The sequence below is a fragment of the Actinomadura fibrosa genome, from assembly GCF_900659615.1.
In the GTDB taxonomy this organism is placed as follows: domain Bacteria; phylum Actinomycetota; class Actinomycetes; order Streptosporangiales; family Streptosporangiaceae; genus Spirillospora; species Spirillospora fibrosa.
Window position 1 is genome coordinate 1 of the sequence record NZ_CAACUY010000012.1, and the last position, 19,957, is coordinate 19,957.

Consider the following 19,957-nt stretch of genomic DNA (forward strand, 5'->3'; position numbering starts at 1 on the left):
GCCCCGGCGGTCGCCGCCGCGGCGCTCACGGTTGCCGCCGCCGCCCGCGGCGCGCTGCTGCGCGGCCTGCTGCTCGCGCTCGGCGCGGGTCTGCGCGGCCTCGCCCTTGTAGATCCACACCTTGACGCCGATGCGGCCGAACGTCGTCCGGGCCTCGTAGAAGCCGTAGTCGATGTCGGCGCGGAGCGTGTGCAGCGGGACCTGGCCCTCGCGGTAGAACTCCGACCGCGACATCTCGGCGCCGCCGAGACGGCCGCCGCACTGCACCTTGATGCCCTTGGCGCCCGACTTCATCGCGGACTGGATCGCCTTGCGCATGGCCCGGCGGAACGCGACGCGGCTCGACAGCTGCTCGGCCACGCCCTGCGCGACGAGCTGCGCGTCGATCTCGGGGTTCTTGACCTCGAGGATGTTCAGCCGCACCTGCTTGCCGGTCAGCTTCTCCAGGTCGCCCCGGAGGCGCTCGGCCTCCGCGCCGCGGCGGCCGATGACGATGCCCGGCCGGGCGGTGTGGATGTTGACCTCGACGCGGTCACGGGTCCGCTCGATCTCCACCTTGGAGATGCCCGCCCGGTCCATGCCCTTCTGCAGCATGCGCCGGATCTGGACGTCTTCCTTGACGTAGTCCTTGTAGAGCTTGTCGGCGAACCACACGCTCTTGTGGTCGGTGGTGATGCCGAGCCGGAACCCGTGCGGGTTGATCTTCTGACCCACTACCGGGCCCTCCTCGTCTTCTTACCGCCAGTCGCCGAAGCCTCATCGCGCGACTCCACGACCACGGTGATGTGGCTCGTGCGCTTGTTGATGCGGTAAGCCCGGCCCTGGGCGCGGGGACGGAAACGCTTCAGCGTCGGCCCCTCGTCCACCCACGCACGGCTTACGACGAGCGTGTCCGAGTCGAGCTTGAAATTGTGCTCGGCGTTGGCGATGGCACTCGCCAGCACCTTGCCCACCGGCTCACTAGCAGCCTGGGGGGCGAACCGCAGCACCGCCTGAGCCTCCGCGGCGGGCAGGCCGCGGATGAGGTCCACCACGCGGCGGGCCTTCCTGGGCGTGACGCGGATGAACCGCGCCTGGGCCCTGGCTTCCATCGCTGTTCCCTCTCTCCTACGTGCGGACTGCTCAGCCGCGACGGCTGCGGCGGTCTTCCTTGACATGGCTGCGGAACGTGCGCGTCGGCGCGAACTCGCCGAGCTTGTGCCCCACCATGGCGTCGGTGATGAACACCGGGACGTGCTTGCGGCCGTCGTGCACGGCGATCGTGTGACCGATCATGTCCGGCACGATCATGGAGCGCCGCGACCACGTCTTGATGACGTTCTTGGTGCCCTTCTCGTTCTGGGCGTCCACCTTCTTGATGAGGTGGTCGTCCACGAAGGGGCCCTTCTTAAGGCTACGTGGCATGACGAGCGACTCCTACCGCTTCTTCTTGCTGCGACGACGGACGATCAGCCGGTCGCTCGACTTGTTCGCCTGGCGAGTGCGGCCTTCCTTCTTACCGTTCGGGTTCACCGGGTGCCGGCCACCGGAGGTCTTGCCCTCACCACCACCGTGCGGGTGGTCGATCGGGTTCATGGCCACGCCGCGGACGGTCGGGCGCTTGCCCTTCCACCGCATGCGGCCGGCCTTGCCCCAGTTGATGTTCGACTGCTCGGCGTTCCCGACCTCGCCGACCGTCGCGCGGCAGCGCACGTCCACCATGCGCATCTCGCCCGAGGGCATGCGCAGCGTGGCGTACTTGCCCTCCTTGGCCAGCAGCTGGACGCCCGCGCCCGCACTGCGGGCGATCTTGGCGCCGCCGCCGGGCTTCAGCTCGATGGCGTGCACGACGGTACCCGTCGGGATGTTGCGCAGCGGCAGGCAGTTGCCCGGCTTGATGTCGGCGCCCGGCCCGTTCTCCACCCGGTCGCCCTGGCGCAGGCCGCGCGGGGCGAGGATGTAGCGCTTCTCGCCGTCCACGTAGTGGAGCAGAGCGATCCGCGCGGTGCGGTTCGGGTCGTACTCGATGTGCGCGACCTTGGCGGGGACGCCGTCCTTGTCGTGCCGGCGGAAGTCGATCAGGCGGTACGCGCGCTTGTGCCCGCCGCCCTGGTGCCGGGTCGTGATGCGGCCGTGGTTGTTGCGGCCGCCCTTCTTGGGGAGCGGACGCAGCAGCGACTTCTCCGGCTCGCGGCGCGTGACCTCGACGAAGTCGGCCACGCTGGAGCCGCGACGACCCGGAGTCGTCGGCTTGTAATTACGGATGCCCATCTTTTTCGTTCATCCCTTGTCTGTATCTCCGGGACGGCCGGCTGGTTAGGCCGGGCCGCCGAAGATGTCGATCCGCTCGCCCTCGGCGAGGCTGACGATGGCGCGCTTGGTGTCCTTGCGCTTGCCGTAGCCGAACCGGGTGCGCTTCCGCTTGCCCTGCCGGTTGAGCGTGTTCACGCTCGTCACCTTGACGCCGAACACGGCCTCCACGGCCTGCTTGATCTGCGTCTTGTTGGCGTCCGGGCGGACCACGAACGTGTACTTGTTCTCGTCCAGGAGCCCGTAGCTCTTCTCCGAGACGACCGGCGCGATGATGACGTCGCGGGGGTCGGCGATCTTGTTCATGGCGACCCTCCTTACTTCTTCGCCGCGCGCGAGATGAACTCGTCGTACGCCTTCTGCGTGAAGACGACGTCGTCGTTCACCAGCACGTCGTAGGTGTTGAGCTGGTCAGAGACGATCACGTGCACGCTCGGCTCGTTGCGCAGGCTCTTCCAGGTCAGCTCGTCCTCGCGGTCCAGGACCAGGAGCACGCGCTTCGCCTCGGTGATGCCGCGCAGGTTCGTCAGCGCCGTCTTCGTCTTCGGGGTGTCGCCCTCGATGAGGCTGTCGACCACGTGCACCCGGCCGTAGCGGGCGCGGTCGGACAGGGCGCCGCGCAGCGCGGCGGCCTTCATCTTCTTGGGCGTCTTCTGCGAGTAGTCCCGCGGCTGCGGGCCGTGCACGGTGCCACCGCCGGCGAACTGGGGCGCGCGGGTCGAGCCCTGGCGGGCGCGGCCGGTACCCTTCTGCCGGTACGGCTTCTTGCCGCCGCCGGAGACGTCGCCCCGGGTCTTGGTGGCGTGCGTGCCCTGGCGCGCCGCGGCCAGCTGCGCCACCACGACCTGGTGGATCAGCGGCACGCTGGTCTTCGCGTCGAAGACCTCGGCGGGCAGGTCGATGTCGAGCTTGGCAGTCACTTGCCCGTCCCCTTCACTGCGTCGCGGACCAGGACCACGCCGCCGTTGGGACCGGGAACCGCGCCCTTGATGAGCAGCAGGTTCTTGTCGGCGTCCACGGCGTGGACGGTCAGGTTCTGCACGGTGGTACGGGCGTTGCCGTGCCGTCCCGCCATGCGGAGGCCCTTGAAGACGCGACCCGGGGTCGCGCAGCCGCCGATCGAGCCCGGCGAGCGGTGCTTGCGCTGGGTGCCGTGCGAGGCGCCGAGGCCCTTGAAGCCGTGGCGCTTCATGACACCGGCGGTGCCCTTGCCCTTGCTCGTGCCGGTCACGTCGATCTTCTGGCCGGCCTCGAAGACGCTGGCGGTGATCTCCTGGCCGAGTTCGAACTCGGTGGTGTCGTCGGAGCGCAGTTCGACGAGGTAGCGGCGCGGCGTGACGCCGGCCTTCTCGAAGTGGCCCGTGCGCGGCTTGTTCACCTTGCGCGGGTCGATCTGCCCGTACCCGAGCTGGACGGCGGTGTAGCCGTCCTTCTCCTGGGTGCGGAGCTGCGTGACGACACACGGCCCGGCCTGGACGACGGTCACCGGAACGATCCGGCCCTCATCGTCGAAGACCTGGGTCATGCCGAGCTTCTCGCCCAGGACGCCCTTCCTCTGCGTACTCATCTCTCGGTGCGTCCCTTAGAGCTTGATCTCGATGTCAACGCCGGCCGGAAGGTCGAGCCGCATCAGCGAGTCGACCGTCTTGGGCGTCGGGTCGATGATGTCGATCAACCGCTTGTGCGTGCGCATCTCGAAGTGCTCGCGGCTGTCCTTGTACTTGTGCGGCGAGCGGATGACGCAGTACACGTTCTTCTCGGTCGGCAGCGGCACCGGGCCCGCGACCTTGGCGCCCGTCCGCGTCACCGTCTCAACGATCTTCTTCGCGGAGGTGTCGATGACCTCGTGGTCGTAGGCCTTGAGCCGGATGCGGATCTTCTGTCCCGCCATGGTGGCCTCGGTGTCCTTTGCTGTAGTGCCGCTGTTTACTTCACTGGTCGTGACGCGGCGGCCCGGCTGCCTGCTGGTGCCAGCGGCCGGGCCGCCGCGTGACGAGGGTCCTACTTGATGATCTTGGTGACGCGACCGGCGCCCACGGTCCGGCCACCCTCGCGGATGGCGAACTTCAGGCCCTCCTCCATGGCGACGGGCTGGATCAGCTCGACGCGCATCTCGGTGTTGTCGCCCGGCATGACCATCTCGGTGCCCTCGGGGAGGTTCACCACGCCGGTGACGTCCGTGGTCCGGAAGTAGAACTGCGGACGGTAGTTGTTGAAGAACGGCGTGTGGCGGCCGCCCTCGTCCTTGGACAGGATGTAGACCTGAGCCTCGAACTCGGTGTGCGGGGTGTTGGTGCCCGGCTTGATGACACACTGCCCGCGCTCGACGTCCTCGCGCTTGATGCCGCGCAGGAGCAGGCCGACGTTGTCGCCCGCCTGGCCCTGGTCGAGCAGCTTGCGGAACATCTCGACACCGGTGACGGTGGTCGAGGTCGACTCCGGCTTGATGCCGATGATGTCGACGGTCTCGTTCACGTTGACGACACCGCGCTCGATGCGGCCGGTGACGACGGTGCCGCGACCGGTGATCGAGAAGACGTCCTCGATCGGCATCAGGAACGGCTTCTCGGTGTCGCGCACCGGCTCCGGCACGTTCTCGTCGACGGCCTTCATGAGCTCGAGAATGGACTCGCCCCACTTCTCGTCGCCCTGGAGGGCCTGGTACGCGGAGACGCGCACGACCGGGACGTCGTCGCCCGGGAACTCGTACTCCGACAGCAGCTCGCGGACCTCGAGCTCGACGAGCTCCAGGATCTCCTCGTCGTCCACCATGTCGCACTTGTTCAGCGCGACGACGATGTAGGGGACGCCGACCTGGCGGGCCAGGAGCACGTGCTCCTTGGTCTGCGGCATCGGGCCGTCGGTGGCGGCCACGACCAGGATCGCCCCGTCCATCTGGGCCGCACCGGTGATCATGTTCTTGATGTAGTCGGCGTGACCCGGGCAGTCGACGTGAGCGTAGTGACGCGACTCGGTCTGGTACTCGACGTGCGCGATGGAGATCGTGATACCGCGCTCGCGCTCCTCCGGCGCCTTGTCGATGTCCTCGAACGGCGTGAAGGGGTTGATGTCCGGGTGCGCGTCGTGCAGCACCTTGGTGATCGCCGCGGTAAGGGTGGTCTTACCGTGGTCGATGTGCCCAATGGTGCCGATGTTCACGTGCGGCTTGGTCCGCTCGAACTTGGCCTTCGCCACTGGTTGCTCCTTGTTGCGATCCTCGGCCGTCTAGACGACCGCTTCGATGTACGTCTGGTGTGATCTGTGGGCAGGCCGGGTGCTACTCGCCCCGCGCCTTGGCGATGATCTCCTGCGCGACGTTCCCGGGAACCTCGGCGTAGGAGTCGAACTGCATGGTGAAGACAGCCCGGCCCTGGGTCTTGCTGCGCAGATCACCCACGTAGCCGAACATCTCGGACAGGGGCACGGTGGACTTGATGACCCGCATCCCGTTCCGCTCGTCCATGGACTGGACCTGGCCGCGGCGGCTGTTGAGGTCGCCGATCACGTCGCCCATGTTCTCCTCGGGCGTGGTGACCTCGACCGCCATCATCGGCTCCAGCAGCGTGGGGGACGCCTTGCGGGCGGCCTCCTTGAACGCCATGGAACCGGCGACCTTGAACGCCATCTCCGACGAGTCGACCTCGTGGTAGGCGCCGTCCTGCAGAGTGACCTTGACGCCCACCATCGGGTAGCCGGCGAGGACTCCGAACTCGGCGGCCTCCTGGCAGCCCGCGTCCACCGACGGGATGTACTCCCGCGGGATGCGGCCACCGGTGACCTTGTTCTCGAACTCGTACCCGTCGGACCCGCCGCCGAGCGGCTCCAGGTCGATGATCACGCGGCCGAACTGGCCGGAGCCACCCGTCTGCTTCTTGTGGGTGTACTCGACCTTCTCGACCTTGCGGGTGATCGTCTCGCGGTAGGCGACCTGCGGCCGGCCCACGTTCGCGTCGACCTTGAACTCGCGCTTCATCCGGTCGACGAGGATCTCCAGGTGGAGCTCGCCCATGCCGGAGATGACCGTCTGGCCGGTCTCCTCGTCCGTGCGGACCTGGAAGGACGGGTCCTCCTCGGCCAGCCGCTGGATCGCGGTGCCCAGCTTCTGCTGGTCGGCCTTGGTCTTCGGCTCGATCGCCACGTGGATGACCGGCGCCGGGAAGTTCATCGACTCCAGGACGATGGGGTCCTTGTCGTCGCAGAGCGTCTCACCGGTGGTGGTCTGCTTGAGGCCCATCACCGCGACGATGTCGCCCGCGCCCGCGCGCTCGATCTCGGTGCGCTTGTTGGCGTGCATCCGGTAGATCTTGCCGATGCGCTCCTTGCGCTCCTTGACGGAGTTCATGACGTTCGCACCGGACTCCAGCACGCCCGAGTACACCCGCACGAACGTGAGCTTGCCCAGGTGCGGGTCGCTCATGATCTTGAACGCGAGGGCCGAGAACGGCTCCTCCTCGCTCGGCTTGCGGGTGAGCACCTTCTCCTCGTCGCGCACGGCGTGGCCCTCGATGGCGTCCACGTCGAGCGGGGAGGGCAGGTAGCGGACGATCGCGTCCAGCAGCGGCTGCACGCCCTTGTTCTTGAAGGCCGTCCCGCAGGTGACCGGGGTCAGCTTCGCGGCGACCGTCGCGCGGCGGATGCCGGCGTAGAGCTGCTCCACGGTGGGCTCGTCGCCCTCCAGGTACAGCTCCATGATCTCGTCGTCGTTCTCCGCGAGGGTCTCGACGAGCTTGTCGTGCCACTCGCGCGCCGACTCGACGTGCGTCTCGGGGATGTCGACGGTGTCGTACATCTCGCCGAGCTTGGCCTCCTCGTTCCAGAGGAGCGCCTTCATCGTCACGAGGTCGACGACGCCCTTGAAGTCCGCCTCGGCGCCGATCGGCAGCTGGAGCACGAGCGGGACCGCGTTGAGGCGGTTCTCGATCATGTCGACGCAGCGGTGGAACTCGGCGCCGACCCGGTCGAGCTTGTTGACGAAGCACATGCGGGGCACGCCGTAGCGGTCGGCCTGGCGCCACACGGTCTCGGACTGGGGCTCGACGCCGGCGACACCGTCGAACACCGCGACGGCACCGTCGAGCACCCGCAGGTTGCGCTCCACCTCGACGGTGAAGTCGACGTGACCCGGGGTGTCGATGATGTTGATCGTGTGCTTGACGTCGTCGACGGGCCACTCGCAGGTGGTGGCCGCGGAGGTGATGGTGATCCCCCGCTCCTGCTCCTGCTCCATCCAGTCCATCGTGGCGGCGCCGTCGTGGACCTCGCCGATCTTGTAGCTGATGCCCGTGTAGTACAGGATCCGCTCGGTCGTCGTGGTCTTGCCCGCGTCGATATGGGCCATGATCCCGATGTTGCGGACCTTGGCCAGGTCTACACCGGTTTTGGTAGCCACTGTGTCCTCGCGTCGTCTCGTCGTTGCGTTTCCGCCGGGATTACCAGCGGTAGTGGGCGAAGGCCTTGTTGGACTCCGCCATCTTGTGCGTGTCCTCGCGCTTCTTGACAGACGCGCCGAGGCCGTTGCTGGCGTCGAGCAGCTCGTTCATGAGGCGCTCGGTCATGGTCTTCTCGCGACGCTGCCGGGCGTACACCACCAGCCAGCGGAGGGCGAGCGTGGTGCTGCGCGCGGGCCGCACCTCGACCGGGACCTGGTAGGTCGCGCCACCGACACGGCGGCTGCGGACCTCCAGGGTGGGCTTGACGTTGTCGAGCGCGCGCTTCAGCGTGACGACCGGGTCGTTGCCGGTCTTCTCGCGAGCGCCCTCCAGAGCGTCGTACACGATGCTCTGCGCGATCGAACGCTTGCCGTCCAGGAGAATCTTGTTGATGAGCGCGGTGACCAGCGGCGAGTTGTACACCGGGTCAGCGATCAGCTGGCGCTTGCCAGCGGGGCCCTTGCGCGGCATCAGCTCTTCTCCTTCTTCGCGCCGTACTTGCTACGCGCCTGCTTGCGGTTGCGCACGCCCTGCGTGTCGAGCGAACCGCGGATGATCTTGTACCGAACGCCCGGGAGGTCCTTCACACGGCCGCCGCGCACGAGCACGATCGAGTGCTCCTGCAGGTTGTGCCCGACACCGGGGATGTAGGCCGTGACCTCGATCCCGCTGGTCAGCCGGACACGGGCGACCTTGCGAAGCGCGGAGTTCGGCTTCTTGGGCGTCGTCGTGTAGACGCGCGTGCAGACCCCCCGGCGCTGGGGGCTCTCCTTCAGCGCGGGCGTCTTGTTCTTGGTCACCTTGTCCTGGCGGCCCTTCCGGACCAGCTGCTGGATCGTGGGCACCGCGTCTCCGTCTTCCTCGTACCGAGCCGGTAAGTCTTATTGCTGCAATCACCACCTCAGGCGAGGCTGTGACCTGCCGGTTTCCCGACCTCTCCGACCCACGCGGTCGGGCGTGTCGTGACCTCACGGAGCATCGCGCCGTTCGGAACCGCCACACAGACCGCCCGGCCCCTACAGGGCCAGATCAAGCCGGGGAGTAGATGCGGCGCCGGCCTGTCCCTGCGGACCTCACCGCGCGCACGCATAGCGGCCCGCACAGAGCGGGCACAAGTGAAGAGGTTACCGACCCCTACGCCAAAGTGCAAAGCGAGCAGCGCACTACCGTGCGAGGCCCCTCCGGCGCAAGCCCGCGAGGCCCTCGGGAACCACTTTCCCTGTAGCACACAACACCGAAACCCCGCGCCTTGTTCCCACCGCACCGGATAGAACCCGGCCCAACATCCTGCCCCACACCCGCCTCGTCAGGGAAAGCCGTCACCGACTCTTTGCCTCCCACTAACCCCACCCCACACCGCGTCCCCAACCACACCCGCAAACCACCATCCCCACCACAGCACGCCGCCGAACCACACGCCCAAAGCCACGTCCGCCGAACCAGGCCCCGGGCGAAGCCCACCACACCACCACCCCAGGCACGCCGCCCCACGCCCGCGAAGCCACGCACACCGCACGCACCAAGCCACCGCCCCCACACGCCGCAGACCACGCGCGTTAGATAGGACCGGTCGCCGCGCACCCTGGTGAACCCACGCCATCGAAACGACCCACGTTGGCTCACGCACACTGAAGCACCTCCGCCGTACGTCTAGCCAGGTGCCGCACCACACGCGCCCGACCACAGCGCCGGACGGTCCCTGCTACACCACGCGCGAGCGCCCGCCCACCGCAGCAAGCCGCCGCGCGCCGGGAAACTACGCGCGCCAAACGAAGCCCGCCGGAAGACGCTCACCGGGCCACGCTGACTGCACCGCGCACCTGGGGTCGCGCCTATAGAGCCACGCCCACCGAACCACGGCACCGGACGATGCCTGCCGCACCACGCGCGAGCGCCCGCCCGCCGCCCACACCGCCGTATGCCTTGGGACGACGCGCGCTGAACGATGCCCGCCGGAGGACGCCCGCCAGGCCGCCCTGGTCGCACCCACGCGCATGGAATCACGCCCGCGAAGCCACGCGCGGCGGACGATGGCCGCCGGAGGAAGATCGCCGAGCCACGCTGGCTGCGCCGCGGGCGTGAGATCACCCCCGCGCAGCCACCACACCTGACGATGTCCACCGGACGACGCCCGCCGGGCCACGCCGGCTGCACCCCGCGCGTTGAGCCACCCCCGTAAAGCCACGCGCAACGAACGAGACCCGCCGGACGACGCCTGCCGCGCCAGGCGCTGGCGCACACCCACCGCAGCACACCGTCGCAAGCCGCGGGACTACGCGCGCCAGACGATGTCCGCCGGAGGACGCCCGCCAAACCACGCTTGCTGCACTGCGCGCCTGGAAGCACGCCCGTGAAGCTACGCAGGCGGACGATGTCCGCCGTAGGAAGCGCACCGGGCCACGCTGGCTGAACCTCACGCCTTGGGCCACCCCCGCGAAGCCACGCGCGGCGGATCACGCCCGCGGAGGTACGCGTACCGGGTTATGGCCGTCGGACGACGCCCGCCCGGCCGCGCTGGCTGCACCGCGTGCGTTGGGTCACGTCCGTGAAGCCCCGCGCGCCGGACAATGCGCGGCGGAGGACGTCCGCCAGGTCACGCTGGCTGCACCGCGCGCCTTGGATCACCCAACGTGAAGCCACGCGCGGCGGACGATCTCCGCCGGTCGACGCCCGCCTGGCCGCGCTGGCTGCATCGCGCGTGGGATCACGCCCGCGGAGCCATCCGCCCCGGACGAGGCCCGCCGGAAGACGCTCACCGGGCCACGCTGACTGCACCGCGCGCCTGGGGTCGCGCCTATAGAGCCACGCCCACCGAACCACAGCACCGGACGATGCCTGCCGCACCACGCGCAAGCGCCCGCCCGCCGCGCATACCGCCGTATGCCTTGGGACGACGCGCCAGACGATGCCCGCCGGAGGACGCCCGCCAGGCCGCCCTGGCTGCACCGCGCCTTGGGCCACCTCGCGGAGCCACGCGCGGCGGATCACGCCCGCGGAGGTACGCGCACCGGATTATGTCCGCCGGACGACGTTCGCCGGGCCGTGCTGGCTGCACCGCGCGCGTGGGATTGCGCCTGTTGAGCCACACGGCTGATGGCGTCCGCCGGAATGACGTGCGCCGGGGCGCGGGGCTGCACCGCGCGTGGGGCACGTCTGTCGAGCCATGTGCGCCGGACGGTCCGCCGAGCTACGCGCGTGGAATCACGGGTGCCGAAGCACGTTCGTCGAATTACCGGCGGCGAATCACGCGTAGAGCATCGTGCGCGGGGTTCGCGCTGCTGAGGGGGTGAACTGCGTCCGGCCGGCTCGTGTGACGTTGGTGGGCGTCACTTGAGCCGACCGGCTGGTGTTTTGAGTGGAGCGCGTTCGGTCGGGTTTGTGTTGGGGCTAGATCACGAAGGCTAGGACCAGGACGACGAGGATCACCACGATCGCGACGGCGCCGATGATGAGCAGGGTCGTGTTCTTGCCGCCCTTGGCCTTCTCGGCGCCGCCCCCGTACTGCGTGGGCTGGCCGTACTGTCCCGGCTGGCCGAACTGGCCCTGCTGCTGACCGAACTGGCCGTGCTGGCCGTACTGCTGCTGGTCGCCGGGCTGGCCGAACTGCTGGCCGCCCTGCTGCTCAGACTGGCCGTACTGCTGGGCGCCCTGCTGTTCCTGCTGGCCGTACTGCTGCTGGCCGTAGCCCTGCTGCTGACCCTGCTGGCCGAACTGGCCCTGCTGGCCGTATTGCTGCTGCTCGCCGGGCTGGCCGTACTGCTGCTGCCCGTAGTTCTGCTGGCCGTACTGCTGCTCGGGCTGGCCGAACTGCTGGCCGCCCTGCTGCTGGGCGCCCTGCTGGCCCCACTGCTGCTGGCCGATGTCGAGCCGGGTGTGCTCGGCCATCCCGGACGACTCGCCCGGACGGCCCTGCGTGGACGGGTCGAACGCCTGCGTCGACTGGTTGTCCTCGGCGGCGCCGCCTCCGGACGGGCCGCCCGACGGGGCGCCGAAGGGCTGGGGCTCGTCCGCGGCGGGCGCGGCGGGCGGGCCGAAGCCGGACTCGGGCGGCGGCACCATCATGGTGCGCTCGTGGTCGGCCTGGCCGCCGCCCTGCTGGCCGGGCTCCTGCGACGACCACGGCTCGGGCGTGGACGGCGGTGTCGGCGCCTGCCACGGCTCGGCGGGGGCCTCGTGCTTGCGCTCGGGCCCGGTCGCGACCGGGATGTCGGTGCCCGGCGACCAGTGCAGCGTCGCCTGGTCGTCGATCGGGGGCCGCTGCGGCGTCTCCTGCTGGGGCGTGCCCGCGCCGGGTCCGGGGACGATCAGCGTCCGGTCGCCGGTGACGTCCTGCGGCTGCTCGGGCTGCGGCGGCGTCTGGTCGGCGGGCGCTCCGCCCTCGGGCGTCCGCGGCTCGGAGGGCGGCGGGAAGGCGCCCTGGGCGCCGAACGGCGGCGGTCCGAACTGCTCCTGCGGCGCGCCGTGCATGGGCTGCTGCGGGTAGCCCGACTGCTGGGGCTGCTGCCCGAACTGCTGCTGCTCCTGCTGCCCGTACCCCGGCTGCTGCTCGGACGGGCCGAATCCCTGCTGCTGTCCGCCGGGCTGCTGCTCGGGTGATCCGTAGCCCTGCGGGGGCTGCTGGCCGTACTGCTGCTGCTCGCCGGGCTGGCCGTACTGCTGCTGCCCGTACTGCGGCTGGCCGTACCGCTGCTGCTCGTGCGGCGGCGTGAACCCGCCGGGCCCGGGCGGCGCGCCGTAGGGCGCCTGCTGCGCGGGCGGCTCGTAGAGCTGCTCCGGCGGCACGCCGAAAGGCTGCTGCGGAGGCGCCGGCGGCTGCTCACCGTACGGCTGCTGGACGGGCTGCTCCACCATCGTCGGGGGCGCGGGAGGCGGCGCGGGCCGCTCCTGGGGCTCCTGCGGGGGCTGCTGCCCATACTGCTGCCCCGGCTGGCCGGGCTGCTGCGGCTGGCCCGGCTGCTGCGGGGCCGGGGGCTGCGCGCCCGCCGTCCCGCCGAGCTGCGGAGCACCGAAGACCACGGTGCGGTCCCCCATCGGACGGGCGGGAGGCTGCTCCTCCTGGGGCTTCTCACGCCCCTCGTCGTCCGGCAACGGCCACTGCGGTCCCTGCGTGCCGTCATTCTCGGTCATCGTCGGGCTCCTTCAGCGCCGTCGTCCCGGGGCTCCCCAGCACCCGGCAGCCCGGAGACGCGCGGCGCGTAACGCGGCCTCCGAACCTTGTCACCGATGTCCCCGCGTGGCGGTCTCGCCATGCGTGGGCGTTCTCGTCCCCAGCCTGCCCCGATAGCCGGTGGTATCGCAAATCACCACCCTTGTAGACGTCGAACGCCCTCGGGCCGTTCCGGTCCGAGGGCGCCGATCTGCCGAGGTATGTCAGGAATGCCCGGAGACCGGATGCGGCCGGTACGGCGCCTCCAGCCGCTCGACCTCCTTGTCGTCCAGCGTGAGGTCCGCGGCGGCGATCGCGTCCTCGATGTGGGGGAGTTTCGTCGCGCCCACAATCGGCGCCGTCACCCCGGGCTTCCCGAGCAGCCACGCCAGGGCGACCTGTGCCGGGGCCACGCCGCGCTCCGCGGCGACCTCGCGCACGGCGTCCACCACGTCGAAGTCGGACTCCTCGTAGAGCGCGTCGGCGTACGCGTCGCTGCCGGCCCGGACGGTGTTGCGTTCGCCACCCCGCTCGCGGTTGCCCGCGAGCAGCCCGCGCGCCAGCGGACTCCACGGGATGCAGCCCACGCCCTGGTCGAGGCAGAGCGGGATCATCTCCCGCTCCTCCTCCCGGTAGACAAGGTTGTAGTGGTTCTGCATCGTCACGAACTTCGTCCAGCCGTTCACCTCGGCCACGTGCTGGGCCTTGGCGAACTGCCACGCGAACATGCTGGACGCCCCGATGTAGCGGGCCTTACCCGCCTTCACCACATCGTGCAGGGCCTCCATGGTCTCCTCGATGGGCGTGTCGTAGTCCCACCGGTGGATCTGGTACAGGTCCACGTGATCGGTGTCGAGCCGTCGCAGGGACGCGTCGATGCCCGCCATGATGTGCTTGCGCGACAGGCCCCCGTCATTCGGTCCGGGCCCCATGGGGAAGAACACCTTGGTCGCCAGGACGTAGTCGTCCCGCCGCTCGAAGAACCGCTTCAGCAGCCGTCCGGTGATCTCCTCGCTCACGCCCGTCGAGTACATGTCGGCGGTGTCGAAGAACGTCACTCCGGCCTCGACGGCCCGCCGGACGATCGGCTCTCCCGTTTCCTCGTCGAGGAACCACTCCCGGTCAGCCGGATCGCCATAGCTCATCATGCCGAGGCAGATCCGCGAGACCTTCGTCCCCGTCGTCCCGAGCCGCACCTGTTCCATATCGAGCCTCCTTCTCATCCGCACACCACCGTGCACCCCGGCCCCGCGGAGCCTTCACCCGGCCCCCGGAATCCGCGTGGTCGAATCTTCGGCCGGTCCGTACCGTGAGGGAATGGCGAACCGAAGGGGCAGACCGGGCCGCGCCTACGAACCCAAGCCGCTCGACGACGTCGACCGACGCATCCTCGGCGAACTCCAGCGGGACGCCCGCGTGACGCTCGCCGAGCTGGGACGCCGCGTCGCCCTGTCCGCACCCGCCGTGGCCGAACGCGTCCAGCGCCTGGAGGACACCGGCGTCATCACCGGCTACCGCGCCGAGGTGGACCCCGCGGCGCTCGGCTTCCCGATCACGGTCATGGTCCGGGTCAGCCCCAACCCGCGCGAGCTGAGCCGCATCCCGAAGATCGCCGACGAGGTCCCGCAGATCGTCGAGTGCCATCGCATGACCGGAGACGACTGCTTCTACTTCATCGCCCGCCTCCGCACCGTGGACGAGCTCGAACCCATCCTCGACCGCTTCACCCCCTACGCCCGGACGACGACGTCCCTCCTCCAGTCGTCCCCCGTGCCCCGCCGCCCCCTGCCCCTTGATTGACGTCGTCGCGGCTCAGAGCTCGTTGCCGGGGTCGTCCAGCCAGACCTTCTGCCTTTGAGGGGTGACGGTCAGCCCGAAGCGGGAGATGTCAGGCCGTCCCAGTCCGACCCAGCGGAAGTAGGCGGCTTGGACCTCGTCCCATAGAGAACGGTCCCCGCCCTGCTCCACGTCGTAGGCCTGGCGCCCGGGGGCGTAGTCGACCGATGCCCACGGCCCTCCCGGCCCCTCCGAGGCGAGCACCCACAACGTCACCTCGCCGGTCGGCTCGGTGTCGTCGAAGAACGCGGAGACCACGCCTGGAACGAGCGCGGCGATCACGAGGTCGGAGCTGATGGGGGCGTAGCGGATCACGCGCGGATCGAATCCGGTTTCGGACGCTCTGGTCGGCGCACCTGCTGCGGCCCATGCGCTCGGCCTCGACCTGGCTGGACGGTGGGCGCGCAACATCATGTAGTCGGCGGCTCCGGAGAATGCCCCCAGAGCCGTTCCATCCGGCAGGACCTCAAGCCGGAGGATCGTCCCGCAGCCGAAGCCGGGTGAGTAGGGAAGCACGATCACGCCTCCCGGGCGCGTCTGCTCGATCCACGGATAGGGGACGTACGGAGCGGCGCACATCACATGTACCCGGTCGTAGGGTGCGCCCTGCGGCCAGCCGCCCTCCCCGTCACCGACAACGAGCCGGGGACGGAACCCGGCCGCCTCCAGCCGCCGCGCCGCCTCGGCCGCGATCCCCGGATCGACCTCGATCGAGGTCACCTCGACGCCCGGCAGTGACGACAGCACAGCGGCGGTCCAGCCGGAACCGGTGCCGATCTCCAGCACACGGTCATGCGGCAGCGGATCCAGCCGATCGAGGAACTCGGCGACCATGGTGGGCATCGACAGAGACGAGGTGGGCAACCCTTCGCCTTCGGCCTCGCCGTCCTCGAACTGGATGACCACGGGCTGGTCCAGCTCGACGACCTCTTCCCACCGGCCAGGGTCGGCCTCGCGGTCGACACAGGCCCAGGGCCCCGGACCAAGGTCGGCCCACACCACTGAGGGCGCGAAAAGCCTCCGCGGAACCCTCCGGAAGACCTCGCGCCACTCAGTCAAGGCTTCCTCCTCGTTCGCGTTCCCTGGGCGCCGTCACTCTTGCCCACTGTGCCGATGCAGGCAGCCTCCGCACATGTCTCTCAGGAGGGTCTACTCGACCGTGTCGGGGAGGCCATGGAGCACGCCTTCGCGCGGATTTGTCCGCCGGTGACAAGACGTCGGCGACCATGCCAGTGAAGACTGGCATCATGAAGCGACGCAGTCTCACGGGCACCGTTCTTCTCGTCTCGGCACTCTCCCTGACGCCGCAGGCGCACGCGGACACGACCTGGCATTCGGTCGCCTCGCCGTTCGTCCCCGGCGGAACGCTGTCGGACGTGGCCGCCGTATCGTCCACGGACGCGTGGGTCGTCGGCACCTACTACCACGTAGGCTCAACGGTTTTCGACTACCCGCTTCCGGTCATGCAGCGCTGGACGGGCTCCGGCTGGCGCGGCTACACCCTCCCCAACGGGCTCAATCAAGCCTCTCTGGACGCGGTCGCGGCGACCTCCGCCAACGACGCCTGGGCCACAGGGCGCTACTCCGACGCCAACGGCCTCTCCCACAACTGGATCCTGCGCTGGAACGGCACATCCTGGACGTCAGTGCCCATCCCGGGCAGCAGCGACGCGTCCGCCGGCACGTCCTCGGTGGACGCCCGTCCCGGCGAAGTGTGGGTCTCCTACTCGCTCGGCTTCGTGTACCGCCTGAGCAACGGCACGTGGACGAGCACCTACCCGACCGACCCCGATCACGAGTTCCGCATAGCCCGGGTCCGGACCAGCCCGTCCGGCGCGACGTGGATCGCGGGCACCCACGGCCACTGGGAACCGTCCGGCTGGACCTACTACCCCAACGCCGCCCAGTGGAACGGCACGACCTGGGTCGAACGCCCGGTCACCGCCTGGCCCGACACGGCCGAGACCCTGGACATCCTTCCCCTAGGGCCGGAGAGCGTCTGGGCCGTCGGCCAGTCCGGCCCGTCCCGGACACCCCTGCTCGCCCACTGGGACGGCTCGACCTGGCACAACACCGCCGTCCCCACTGGCGTAGCGACCCTCTCGGCCCTGGCGCCCGACGGCCAAGGCGGCGCCTACGCCTCAGGCAAGGCCGCCGACACCGAAGGCGCGCCAGCCCTCCTGCACCTGGACGCCGCGGGCACCTGGACCCGCGTCCAAGTCCCCCAGTCCCCCGGCACCTGGAACGCCGACCTGACGGCCCTCAGCGTCGCCCCGAACGGCTCCGCGCTCTGGGCCACCGGCACCAGCAAGCTGGGCACCCTGGTCATGACGAACGGCTGACCAGGACATCGATCGGCTACAGCCCCTTCAGGACCTCAGCGAACCGACGAAACTCCCCGCGACTCACAAGCAGCGCAGGCCCCTGCGGATCCTTACTGTCCCGAACCGCCACCGCGTCCGAAACCGAAGCCACCTCAACACAGTCACCACCATTGGCAGTGGTGTAACTCGATTTGCGCCACTCAGCCCCGGACACGGAAGCCACCTCAACGCAGTCCCCGCCGTTGTTGGTGCTACGGCTGCTCTTACGCCAGACAATGCCGGGCACGGGAGCCACCTCGACGCAGTGACCGCCGTTGTTCGTGCTGCGACCGCTCTTACGCCACGCGAGACTGTTCAGGTCCATCGTTCTCGTACCACCTTACGAATCACCTCGAGCGACTGATCCACAGGTAGGGCCAGCGACCGGACCGCGATCAGTGTCCTGTCGATGGTCGCGATGTCGTCCGGATCGCTGATGGTCATGCCGCGCGCGGCCATGTCCGCATAGGCGATCTCGGTTCTGTCGGCCAGGGTAGCGATGTTGAAAGCGCCGCTGTTGCCGAGGTGCTCGCCCCTGCTAGGCACCACCTGGACGGTCGCGATGCCTTGTTCTCCCACATGGATCACATGCTCCAACTGCTCGCGCATGACGTCGGCGTCCCCGGTCAACCGGTACAAGGACACCTCGTCCTGCAGTACGGAGAAGTTCGGAGGAGGCGGGCTCTCCCTGACCAGGACGGCCTGGCGGTTGAGCCGGGCCTCGACGGCGTCCTTCGCCTTGAGAATGGCGGTCGCGTAGGCGGGCGTTTGGAGGAGCCCGTGGATAAGGAGCGGCTGGTACGACTGCAGCATGACGGCCTCCGGCTCGACCGTGTGCCAGTCGAACCAGGTGGGGAAGGTCGCGTCCATGACCAGATCGTCGTACAGGCTGAGGAACTCGCCATTCGCGTCTAGCGCGTGATCCATCGTGGCTGCGAACTCGCGAGTGCAGCGGGTACGCCCGTTCTCGACAGCCCCGATGTACTGCGGCTTGACGCCTTGTCCTCCATTGGCCCGGCGGCCCAGAGCCTCCTGGCTCAGCCCCTTGGCTTCTCTGAACCGACGGAATCTGCGGCCGAAGGCGAGCAGCGTGGGCGAGACCGTCCCGCGCCTCCGCTGTGGAGCCATACCCTCATCCTCCCTCGCGAGCCGGACTCAACCAACACCAAAGCGGTCGGGAGCGCGCCCTGCCAGTTGCCTCACGAAGCGCGAGCTTGGTTACACACGGTACTTACACGGTGGCTCAATGGCAGCGGAATCCGACAACGACGGGGAGGTCGTCGATGGCTGGTGCTGCGCTTGTGTCTGGGATGCCGGTTCTGGTGCTCGATCCGTCGGATCGGGCGCCGGGGTTGGCTCGCGGGTTCCTCAGTGAGCGGTTCCGCGCGTGGGGGATCGCCGATGACTACATCGGCCGGCTCGTCATCACCGAGTTGGTGACGAACGCCGTCAAGCACGGTCGCGGACTGGTCGTCGTCCAGGTGTTCCTGGACGAGCGGGACGGCCTCCCCATGCTCGAAGTGTGGGATCAAGGCGAGGGCGTGCCCGTCGTCCAGGACTCGGATCTCACGGCCACCTCGGGACGCGGGCTGCTGCTGATGTCGGCGCTCGTCCGCGACTGGGGCACGCGGCCGCTGCTCGAAGGCGGAAAGATCGTCTGGGCCAAGTGCGACCGGTAGGAACCCGAGGGGCCGACCTCTGGACAGGCCGAGGGGCCGCCTTCCCCTGTGGGAAGCGGCCCCTTGTCGGGCTTCGGGCGCCGGTCAGTAGAAGGTGAGGCACTCCACTTCGGCGCGGCGCTGGGTCATCCCCTGCTGGACCATCTTCGTGGCGCATGCGCGCTGCTTGTCGTTGAGCTTGGGCTGGCCGCACACCCGCGTGCTGGAGTAGGTGCGGCAGTCCTGGCGGGCGCTGTGCGTCGGCTGGGCGGCGCTGGCACTGCCGACCCCTCCGAGCGCGGCGGCCGCGGCGATCGCGGTTGCGGTGATGACCTTCTTCATGTGATTCCTTCCCCCGATGTGCAGGTTAGCCAGCAACCCACCCATCCCCGGGGCAGCGAGCGGCAAAACTGCCTCAAAGGTCAAGAAAACCGGCAAACGCCCAGGTAAAGCGGTGTGCGCGGTCGCGGCGTGGCCCCACGGCACTACGCGGCAGATGGCCCCCTGGCGCCTGTCGCGGCGCGTGCGGCGTGGGCTTGACTGCGGCGATCACCAGTGACCGGAAGGCGGAACAGCGTGAGGAAGACACTGGCCCTGTCGGCTCTGATCGGTTCGATGGCCCTCAGCGCACCGGCCCTGGCCGCCCCCGCGCACGCGGACGCCGGTGCGCCCGGCACCGCGGCCCGCGCGGCGAGCGCCTCCGCGGACATCGGCGTCCTGGCGCGCGGTACCACCGGGTCCGTCAGCACCAAGGACAAGGGCATCAAGGGCGGGACGGGCCTGTTCTGGCACGACGGGAACGGCGCGCAGCCGAAGAACAAGTCCGTGATCGGCGTCCGCGACAACCAGGGCGACGACGGCAAGTGGGTGTGGATCGAGCTCACCAAGGTCCGCAAGGGGCCGGACCTGATCATCGCCTCGATGGAGAACAAGAGCGGTAAGAGCCGCAACGTGAAGACCAAGGTCGTCAAGGTGAAGGACGGCTCCAAGGTGGTCCTCAAGGTGTGCCTGAGCACCAAGGAGGGCCTCCTGGACTCCACCTGCAACAAAAAGACCTTCATCGCCTGACCCGAACCCACGAAGGGCTTCCCTCCCAGCAATTGGGAGGGAAGCCCTTCGTGCTGGACAGCGGGAGCAGGCGTTCCACTGCTCCCCGGAGGCGGCTTCCGCCTCATGGGCGGCCTCGGCGGCCACTGCCTCTACCAGCCGGAGCAGCCCAACCCGCAGCGCCGGTGG

22 protein-coding genes are annotated in these 19,957 nt (G+C 69.2%); 4 read left to right on the forward strand and 18 right to left on the reverse strand.

Going from position 1 to position 19,957, the window contains the following annotated elements:
- From rpsC to E1300_RS07145, 14 genes are all read right to left on the reverse strand, one after another.
- Positions 1–714, reverse strand: a 714-nt coding sequence (rpsC, locus tag E1300_RS07080; protein ID WP_131756078.1) for a 30S ribosomal protein S3, incomplete at its 3' end; no start/stop codon positions are given.
- Positions 714–1,091: a 50S ribosomal protein L22 gene (gene rplV / locus E1300_RS07085; protein ID WP_131756079.1), complete on the reverse strand. Its 378-nt coding sequence runs from the start codon at positions 1,089–1,091 to the stop codon at positions 714–716. The genes rplV and rpsC, both read right to left, overlap by 1 nt.
- A gap of 31 nt (positions 1,092–1,122) precedes the next feature.
- Positions 1,123–1,404 (reverse strand): 30S ribosomal protein S19, encoded by a 282-nt coding sequence (rpsS, locus tag E1300_RS07090; RefSeq protein ID WP_030176138.1) that lies wholly within the window; start codon positions 1,402–1,404, stop codon positions 1,123–1,125.
- A 12-nt stretch (positions 1,405–1,416) separates the two neighbouring features.
- The gene (rplB, locus tag E1300_RS07095) at positions 1,417–2,250 is read right to left on the reverse strand and encodes a 50S ribosomal protein L2 (protein ID WP_131756080.1); all 834 of its coding nucleotides are present in this window, start codon (positions 2,248–2,250) and stop codon (positions 1,417–1,419) included.
- A gap of 45 nt (positions 2,251–2,295) precedes the next feature.
- Positions 2,296–2,595: a 50S ribosomal protein L23 gene (rplW, locus tag E1300_RS07100; RefSeq protein WP_067454668.1), complete on the reverse strand. Its 300-nt coding sequence runs from the start codon at positions 2,593–2,595 to the stop codon at positions 2,296–2,298.
- Positions 2,596–2,606: 11 nt separating this feature from the next.
- Entirely contained in the window at positions 2,607–3,209 is a 603-nt protein-coding gene (rplD, locus tag E1300_RS07105; RefSeq protein ID WP_131756081.1) for a 50S ribosomal protein L4, read from the reverse strand.
- Complete coding sequence (rplC, locus tag E1300_RS07110; protein ID WP_131756082.1) at positions 3,206–3,856, reverse strand: 50S ribosomal protein L3; 651 nt, start codon at positions 3,854–3,856, stop codon at positions 3,206–3,208. Before rplC ends, rplD begins: the two co-directional genes overlap by 4 nt.
- A 15-nt stretch (positions 3,857–3,871) precedes the next feature.
- A complete protein-coding gene (gene rpsJ / locus E1300_RS07115; protein WP_018657599.1) occupies positions 3,872–4,180 on the reverse strand; it encodes a 30S ribosomal protein S10 in 309 nt (102 codons plus the stop codon).
- A 110-nt stretch (positions 4,181–4,290) separates the two neighbouring features.
- Positions 4,291–5,484: an elongation factor Tu gene (tuf, locus tag E1300_RS07120; RefSeq protein ID WP_131756083.1), complete on the reverse strand. Its 1,194-nt coding sequence runs from the start codon at positions 5,482–5,484 to the stop codon at positions 4,291–4,293.
- Positions 5,485–5,566: 82 nt separating this feature from the next.
- Positions 5,567–7,678, reverse strand: coding sequence for an elongation factor G (fusA, locus tag E1300_RS07125; protein ID WP_131756084.1), 2,112 nt, complete (start codon positions 7,676–7,678; stop codon positions 5,567–5,569).
- A gap of 40 nt (positions 7,679–7,718) precedes the next feature.
- A complete protein-coding gene (gene rpsG / locus E1300_RS07130; protein ID WP_021597494.1) occupies positions 7,719–8,189 on the reverse strand; it encodes a 30S ribosomal protein S7 in 471 nt (156 codons plus the stop codon).
- A complete protein-coding gene (gene rpsL, locus E1300_RS07135; RefSeq protein WP_030176166.1) occupies positions 8,189–8,563 on the reverse strand; it encodes a 30S ribosomal protein S12 in 375 nt (124 codons plus the stop codon). The genes rpsG and rpsL overlap by 1 nt, the downstream gene beginning before the upstream one ends.
- A 2,542-nt stretch (positions 8,564–11,105) precedes the next feature.
- Positions 11,106–12,845 carry a hypothetical protein gene (locus E1300_RS51355; RefSeq protein WP_131756085.1) on the reverse strand — a complete coding sequence of 580 codons (1,740 nt, stop codon included), beginning with the start codon at positions 12,843–12,845 and terminating at the stop codon, positions 11,106–11,108.
- A 243-nt stretch (positions 12,846–13,088) separates the two neighbouring features.
- Positions 13,089–14,069, reverse strand: coding sequence for an aldo/keto reductase (locus tag E1300_RS07145; protein ID WP_131756086.1), 981 nt, complete (start codon positions 14,067–14,069; stop codon positions 13,089–13,091).
- Positions 14,070–14,181: 112 nt separating this feature from the next.
- On the opposite strand from E1300_RS07145, the gene E1300_RS07150 reads away from it, so the two are divergent.
- Entirely contained in the window at positions 14,182–14,664 is a 483-nt protein-coding gene (locus E1300_RS07150) for an Lrp/AsnC family transcriptional regulator (protein ID WP_131756087.1), read from the forward strand.
- A gap of 12 nt (positions 14,665–14,676) precedes the next feature.
- Here E1300_RS07150 and E1300_RS07155 read toward each other — a convergent pair whose 3' ends face one another.
- Complete coding sequence (locus E1300_RS07155; protein WP_131756088.1) at positions 14,677–15,759, reverse strand: methyltransferase domain-containing protein; 1,083 nt, start codon at positions 15,757–15,759, stop codon at positions 14,677–14,679.
- Between the two features lie 188 nt (positions 15,760–15,947).
- On the opposite strand from E1300_RS07155, the gene E1300_RS07160 reads away from it, so the two are divergent.
- Positions 15,948–17,042, forward strand: coding sequence for a hypothetical protein (locus tag E1300_RS07160; protein ID WP_131756089.1), 1,095 nt, complete (start codon positions 15,948–15,950; stop codon positions 17,040–17,042).
- Between the two features lie 16 nt (positions 17,043–17,058).
- Here E1300_RS07160 and E1300_RS53690 read toward each other — a convergent pair whose 3' ends face one another.
- Both E1300_RS53690 and E1300_RS07170 read right to left on the reverse strand, forming a co-directional pair.
- Positions 17,059–17,388: a DUF397 domain-containing protein gene (locus E1300_RS53690; RefSeq protein ID WP_131756090.1), complete on the reverse strand. Its 330-nt coding sequence runs from the start codon at positions 17,386–17,388 to the stop codon at positions 17,059–17,061.
- Positions 17,379–18,191 carry a helix-turn-helix domain-containing protein gene (locus tag E1300_RS07170; protein WP_131756091.1) on the reverse strand — a complete coding sequence of 271 codons (813 nt, stop codon included), beginning with the start codon at positions 18,189–18,191 and terminating at the stop codon, positions 17,379–17,381. The genes E1300_RS53690 and E1300_RS07170 overlap by 10 nt, the downstream gene beginning before the upstream one ends.
- 182 nt (positions 18,192–18,373) lie before the next feature.
- Here E1300_RS07170 and E1300_RS07175 point away from each other — a divergent pair, with 182 nt between their 5' ends.
- Positions 18,374–18,742 (forward strand): ATP-binding protein, encoded by a 369-nt coding sequence (locus tag E1300_RS07175; protein ID WP_207399530.1) that lies wholly within the window; start codon positions 18,374–18,376, stop codon positions 18,740–18,742.
- Positions 18,743–18,826: 84 nt separating this feature from the next.
- Here E1300_RS07175 and E1300_RS07180 read toward each other — a convergent pair whose 3' ends face one another.
- Positions 18,827–19,063 (reverse strand): hypothetical protein, encoded by a 237-nt coding sequence (locus E1300_RS07180; RefSeq protein ID WP_131756093.1) that lies wholly within the window; start codon positions 19,061–19,063, stop codon positions 18,827–18,829.
- A 234-nt stretch (positions 19,064–19,297) separates the two neighbouring features.
- On the opposite strand from E1300_RS07180, the gene E1300_RS07185 reads away from it, so the two are divergent.
- Entirely contained in the window at positions 19,298–19,789 is a 492-nt protein-coding gene (locus tag E1300_RS07185) for a hypothetical protein (protein ID WP_131756094.1), read from the forward strand.
- Positions 19,790–19,957 lie beyond the last annotated feature (168 nt).